6 protein-coding genes and 1 other annotated feature are annotated in these 6,350 nt (G+C 49.2%); of the genes, 3 read left to right on the top strand and 3 right to left on the bottom strand.

Going from position 1 to position 6,350, the window contains the following annotated elements; translation table 11 throughout:
- From DWZ16_RS15700 to DWZ16_RS14955, 3 genes are all read left to right on the top strand, one after another.
- On the top strand, positions 1-213 hold a 213-nt coding region (locus tag DWZ16_RS15700; protein ID WP_207663876.1), incomplete at its 5' end, for a hypothetical protein.
- A gap of 65 nt (positions 214-278) precedes the next feature.
- Positions 279-1,667, top strand: a complete 1,389-nt coding sequence (nhaC, locus tag DWZ16_RS14960) for a Na+/H+ antiporter NhaC (RefSeq protein ID WP_107000099.1) — start codon at positions 279-281, stop codon at positions 1,665-1,667.
- Between the two features lie 155 nt (positions 1,668-1,822).
- Positions 1,823-2,701, top strand: coding sequence for an MBL fold metallo-hydrolase (locus DWZ16_RS14955; RefSeq protein ID WP_118523161.1), 879 nt, complete (start codon positions 1,823-1,825; stop codon positions 2,699-2,701).
- A 94-nt stretch (positions 2,702-2,795) separates the two neighbouring features.
- Here DWZ16_RS14955 and DWZ16_RS14950 read toward each other — a convergent pair whose 3' ends face one another.
- From DWZ16_RS14950 to DWZ16_RS14940, 3 genes are all read right to left on the bottom strand, one after another.
- Complete coding sequence (locus tag DWZ16_RS14950; RefSeq protein ID WP_118523160.1) at positions 2,796-3,590, bottom strand: ABC transporter ATP-binding protein; 795 nt, start codon at positions 3,588-3,590, stop codon at positions 2,796-2,798.
- A 44-nt stretch (positions 3,591-3,634) separates the two neighbouring features.
- Positions 3,635-4,543 carry an ABC transporter permease gene (locus DWZ16_RS14945; protein WP_118523159.1) on the bottom strand — a complete coding sequence of 303 codons (909 nt, stop codon included), beginning with the start codon at positions 4,541-4,543 and terminating at the stop codon, positions 3,635-3,637.
- A gap of 92 nt (positions 4,544-4,635) precedes the next feature.
- The gene (locus tag DWZ16_RS14940; protein ID WP_243022052.1) at positions 4,636-5,715 is read right to left on the bottom strand and encodes an ABC transporter substrate-binding protein; all 1,080 of its coding nucleotides are present in this window, start codon (positions 5,713-5,715) and stop codon (positions 4,636-4,638) included.
- Positions 5,716-5,800: 85 nt separating this feature from the next.
- Positions 5,801-6,138, bottom strand: a binding site (T-box leader).
- Positions 6,139-6,350: the final 212 nt, after the last annotated feature.

Here is a 6,350-nt window from a genome sequence, read left to right as displayed (position 1 = left end):
GTTACTGTTCACGCATACGTGCCCAGTAACGGAATTTGCCGTGGCTTCGCATTTAAATACGGCAAATTCCTGCTGCCACCACGTTTTCTTACGGCACTTTCGGTTCCAAAAGTGCCTACCCGTGATACTCTCCCCTTGAGCCAAATAAATATTATTCCTACGGTTGATTTTTTCGGAATTATTCTGTATAATGAAAATAAATTTACAATTTAACGCGTTAAACCTCAACGCATTAAATTCAAAAAAGCACGACTTTCACATTAGGGAGGAACTATGTTATGAGCGAAGACAAAAAATTAAACATGCCTCAGTCGCTTCTGCTTCTGCTCCTGATCATCGGAGCGGTTGCAGTCTGCATCCGGCTGAAAACGGGCGGACCGATGATTGGACTATTTATGAGCTGGATCATCATCTATCTGTTTTGTAAGGTATTACGCATAAATTATGAGCATGTTGTAAACGGCGCTTACGACGCGATCCGGGTTGTCGTTCCTACCCTGTGCCTGCTCATGGCAATCGGCGTCATGATCGGTACCTGGCTGCAAAGCGGCACGATTGCAACCATCATTGTCGGCGGTTTAAAACTGATCAACCCGACCTGGCTGCTGCCTCTGACCCTGATTTTCTGTGCCGTATTAAGCCTTGTGACCGGAACCTCCTACGGTTCCGTCGGCAGTGCCGGTGTTGCCATGATGGCAATCGGCAACGCGATGGGCATCCATCCTGGCATGGTGGCAGGTGCTGTCATCTGCGGCGCGATGTTCGGTGACAAATTAAGCCCGCTTTCCGACACAACCAACCTGGCTCCAGCGGTTGCTGGCTCTAAATTAAACGACCACGTGCGTTCCATGCTCTGGACCACGCTTCCGACCTTTGTCATCAGCCTGGTTCTCTTTGTAATTCTTGGCATCAGCCAGACTTCAGGGAACTATGAAACTGGAAATCTTCTGACATACATCGATGCCCTGCAGGGTGAGTTTAAACTTGGCTTCATCACTCTGCTGCCAGCCATCGCAATCATTATTCTGCTTTTATGCAAAGTAAACGCGGTTGTCTCCCTTGGTCTTTCCGCCATCTGCGCCGGAGCTGTCTCTTTCTTCTATCAGGGCGCAACTCTGCAGAGTATCATCCGTGTTGCTTACAACGGATACAGTACCAGCATTGAGGAAGGTATTTTACAGACCATCTTAAACCGCGGCGGTATGAGCAGCATGCTTCAGTATGTGGCAATCATCTGCTTTGCAGTTGGTATGGGCGGTATGCTGGATCGCCTCGGCGTTCTCGGCAATCTCTTAAACGCCATCGTAAATCACATCAACAGCGATGGCAGCCTGATTGCAGCAAGCCTTTTAGTCGGCTATGTAACCAGCTTAATCAGCTGTTCCCAGCCGATGTCCCACGTCCTGACTGGAAATATGATGAAACCGCTGTTCAAATCCAGAAAAATCGCACCGGAAATCCTTTCCCGTACCCTTGAGGACGCAGGTACTTTATCCGGTCCGATGATTCCGTGGCACGGTTACTGTGTATACATGTCTGGAACCCTCGGCGTTGCCTGGTCAGTATTTTTCCCATACCTGTTCTTACTGTACTTAACTCCTTTGTTCAGTATTTTCTATGGATTTACGGGAATCTCCATCCGGCATACAGACGACGCTCAAAATTAAACCTTTCACTTGATGAAAACAAAATGATCGAAACATATATGCAGCCTTTGACACAGTGTTTACCTGTGCAAAGGCTGAACACATCTAATTTGCCCGAACTTTTTTCATGATTTCGCGCAAAATATATTACATATGAATTTAGGAGATGAATATTTATGATGGAAACAAAGCTTGTACTTCTCGGAACCGGTACCCCGAATGCCTGCCCGAATGCCAGCGGTCCTTCTTCCGCAGTTGTCGTAGGCGACCGCGCTTATCTTGTAGATTTTGGTCCTGGCGTTGTCCGTCAGGCGGCGAAAGCATACCAACAGGGAATTGATGCCCTGCGCCCGGACCGGCTGATGATCGCATTCTGCACACATCTGCACACCGACCACACGACCGGCTATCCGGATCTCATTTTTACCCCGTGGGTGCTGGAACGCCCGAAGCCGCTGAAAGTATTCGGTCCAAAAGGCATCCAGAACATGACCGAACATATTTTAAAAGCATATGAGACGGACATCGACTTCCGTATCCACGGCTTTGAAAAAGCCAACGAAAATGGCTACAAAGTCGAAACTACCGATATCCAGCCTGGTATCATTTATCAGGATGACCGCGTGACGGTTGAGGCATTTCCAGTCAGCCACGGTACGCTTGAAAGCTACGGATTTAAGTTTACAACGCCGGATAAGGTGATCGTGATCAGCGGTGACACGGCTCCGCTTGAGATCGTGGCGCAGAAAGCGGAAGGCTGCGATATTCTCCTCCATGAGGTCGAGTACACCGCCGGACTCTCCGCCAGAGGGCCCAAATGGCAGAAATACCACCAGGAAGTTCACACTCTCAGCGTTGATCTGGCAAAGATTGCCGCCAAAGCGCACCCGCGACTTCTGGTTACCTACCACCGTATCTATCACATGGAAATCCAGGACAACACCCGCGATGTCGAGGCTGAGATGGCGCGCAGAAACACCGCCATTTTGCAGGAAATCCGTGATGCCGGATATGAAGGTGCCGTTGTAAATGGACAGGATTTAGATGTATTCTAAGAAAAATTTAAGGGGCTGTGAAATAAGTCCCTAAACGAAATGGGGATGTAAAAACTCAATCGAATTTTTTTACATCCCCATTTCGTTTTATCTTCTACGCCAGCATCATCCGGTCATTATCAAATGCCTTCTTCTTTTTCTCCGCATAGCAGTCTAAAAGGTCATTCACCCCCATTTTCGCTCTCTCCTCACCGCCCAGATCCAGGATGATCCGACCTTCATCGAGCATGATCGTCCGATTTCCGGTCGTGAGCGCCTGCGACAGATTGTGGGTGATCATCAGCGTCGTCAGGTGGTTTTCCGACACAATCGACCGCGTGATCTCCATGACCTTATCCGCCGTCGCCGGGTCAAGCGCCGCTGTGTGCTCATCCAGAAGAAGGAGCTTTGGCATGACAAGCGTACACATGAGAAGCGTCACAACCTGTCTCTGACCACCTGACAGAAGCCCTACCTTCGTCTTCATACGGTTTTCCAGATCCATATGGTACTTCTCAAGCTCTGTCCGAAATAGATCCTTTTCCTGTTTGCGGACCGCACTTCGAAATGGCTTCCGATCCTTCCGGGTATATGCCAGCGCCAGATTTTCCTCGATCGTCAGATGCGGCGCCGTTCCTTTCATCGGATCCTGGAACACGCGCCCGATCTGGCGCGCCCTGCGGTGCTCCGACAGAAAAGTGATATCCTGACCATCCAGGAGAATCTGTCCCTGATCCAGCCAGTAATTGCCGCAGATCGCATTAAAAAGCGTCGATTTTCCCGCTCCGTTGGAACCGATGATCGTCACGAACTCCCCATCATCCAGATGCAGGTCCAGTCCGTTCAAAGCGTGGTGCTCGCTCGCCGTACCAGCGGAAAATACTTTGGTTGCCTGTTTTACATCTAACATAGTACATCTCCATCTTTTACCCCTGTTTGTAACTGCTTTCCAGGTTATTGTTCACACATATCTTTTTTTCTCGTCCGTTTCATCTTTGAAAGTCCCATCTGATAACGGATCGCCGGAAGCGCCAGCGCCGCCGCTACGATGCACGCTGATACCAGTTTTAACGCATATGCCGGAAAAATCTGGCTCTTGGTTGCCGCTGCGATGATATAACGGTAGATGATCGAACCGAAAATCGAGGAAAAAAATCCGATTTCCAGACCTCTTTTTCCAACAATCACTTCGCCAATGATGACCGATGCCAGGCCTACGACCAGCATACCGGAACCGGAGTTTACATCCGCAAATCCCTGATACTGGGCAATCAGACCGCCGCTGACCGCTACCAGTGCATTGCTGAATGCCAGCGCCGTGATTTTCATCGCGTCTACATTGATGGAGGACGCGCTCACCATCGCCTCATTATCGCCCGTCGCCCGGATGCAGAGTCCCAGATGCGTCCGGAAGAAAAGAATCAGCAGCACCAGGCAGACTGCTGCTGCCGCGATCGCAATCACGAGTCTTGCCGCCTCTTTTGAAAGTCCCAGGCTTTCTGCCGCTTTAAATACGGTCGGAACATTAATGAGGGAAATATTCGGGCTGCTTCCCATCACAATCAGGTTGATGGTGTAAAGCCCGCACATTGTGAGGATGCCAGCTAATACCGCATGAATCCCCATCTTCGTCTGGAGTACGCCTGTCACACAGCCAGCCAGCGCCCCGGCCACAGCTGCTGCCACAATCCCGGCAACCGGATGCCCCGCCAGCGTGCAGACTGCCGAGGCTGCCAGTCCCAGCGTAAAACTCCCCTCCGCCGTCAGATCCGGAATATTTAAAATGCGGAATGTGACGTATATTCCAAGCGCCAGTATTCCATATAAAAATCCCAACTGCAGGGATCCGATCACCAGTGTCATGTGTGCTTCCTCCTATTTTCAAGTTCGTTTGTAATTACTCCGCAAATTTCCACAATCAATGAATGTGTGTACCAGCCAGACTGCTATATATCTTACTCCGCATCCTTTACAAAGGTTGCTTCGTTCTGCACCTCATCCGAGAATGTGATTTCCAGTGCATCGGCTGTATCCTGATTGATTACCATATTGGAAGCCGGTACCACAACAGCTGCAATATCCTCCATCGCAGTTCCGTTTAAGTATTCCAGTGCCATATCTGCGGTCTGTGCGCCGATCTCGGTATCGCTGATCGCAATCGTTGCAAATGCACCGGAATCAACCATAACAGCGGAGCTTCCATATACCGGAATCTTCGCATCTCTTGCCACTTCCGTTACCATCGGCATTGCACTCTGGATGACACTGTCATTCGGTACGAAAATCGCGTCAACCTCGCCCGCTAAAGACTGTGCCGCCTGCTGTACTTCAGATGAGTTCGTAACAACCGCCTCTTTATAGGAAAGTCCCTGATCGTCTAAATATTTTTTTGCATTCTCCACGGTGCTGACGGAATTGATCTCGCTTGTATTATACAACATTCCGTAGGTCTTACAATCTGGTGTCAGCTTATCGCTCAGTGCGAAAATATCCTCAACCGGAATCGCATTGGAAGTACCGGTTGCATTCTTATCCGGCTTTTCCATATCGGTAATGACACCCGCGCCGACCGGATTGGAAACAGCGATAAAAAATACCGGAATATCCGTCTCCAGGTTTACCATCGCCTGGGTCGCCGGAGTCGCAATCGTTGCAATCAGGTCAACACCGCTGTCTGCCATCTCCTGGCAGATGGTATTCAGCGCTGCCGCATCGCCCTGTGCATTTTTGTAAACAATATCGACTTTACCACCTGTATATTTTTCAGTCAGCTCCTCCGAGAAACCATCGCGCATATCTGCAAATGCACCGTTATCAATCATCTGGATCACGCCAACCTTGATATCGCCCTTTGCCTCGCTGGCTGCTGCCTCCGATGCATCTCCATTTTCAGAAGCCGCCTCAGAATCAGCCGCTGCTGTCGTCTCTGCCGCATTCGAGCCGCCACAGCCTGCCATCGTCAATGCCATTGCCGCTGCCATCGCTGCTGCTGTGCCTCTTTTTGCCATCATTCCAAATCCATTCATTTTTCTCATAATACTCTCCCTTTCCGCCATCCTGGCTCTTGCTGATTTTGATTCCCAACGAAATATAAAATCCCCGGCGCAGACAAACTCCTGCGCCGGGGACGAATAAACAAATATCGTGGTGCCACCCCTGTTCTCAGACCTTCAAACTTTATATATAAAAAGCAGATATTCTCACACAATGGAAAATATCTGCCATCCAGTCTGACTCATTCTACGGTACGGAAAACATAGACGTGATTGATAATGCGAAATCAGATATGCTCTCGATACCCTACTCTTTAACGCAGAGCTACGGCTGCAGCTACTCGAATCACTCTTTCACCTCGCATCTCCCAAATCCATTCCATACAGCCCTTCATACCGGTTTCCACCAAGCCCGGCTCTCTGTGATGTACCTCTGTATGTACTCGTTTTGTTCATTGACTTTGTAGTGTCGTATTTAATTTTTTCATAGTTTACCACTATGTTTTTAAGTTGTCAACCCTATTTTCGAATTTTTCTTTATCATCGGCAAAATCGGGTTACTGTTCACAGGTAGGCACTTTTGGAACCGAAAGTGCCGTAAGAAAACGTGGTGGCAGCAGGAATTTGCCGTATTTAAATGCGAAGCCACGGCAAATTCCGTTACTGGGCACGTATGC

The sequence above is a fragment of the Clostridium sp. AF29-8BH genome, assembly GCF_003478145.1.
GTDB classification, from domain to species: Bacteria; Bacillota; Clostridia; order Lachnospirales; family Lachnospiraceae; genus Otoolea; species Otoolea fessa.
Note: the sequence above shows the minus strand (reverse complement) of the source record. Positions and strands in the feature narration are given on the sequence as shown.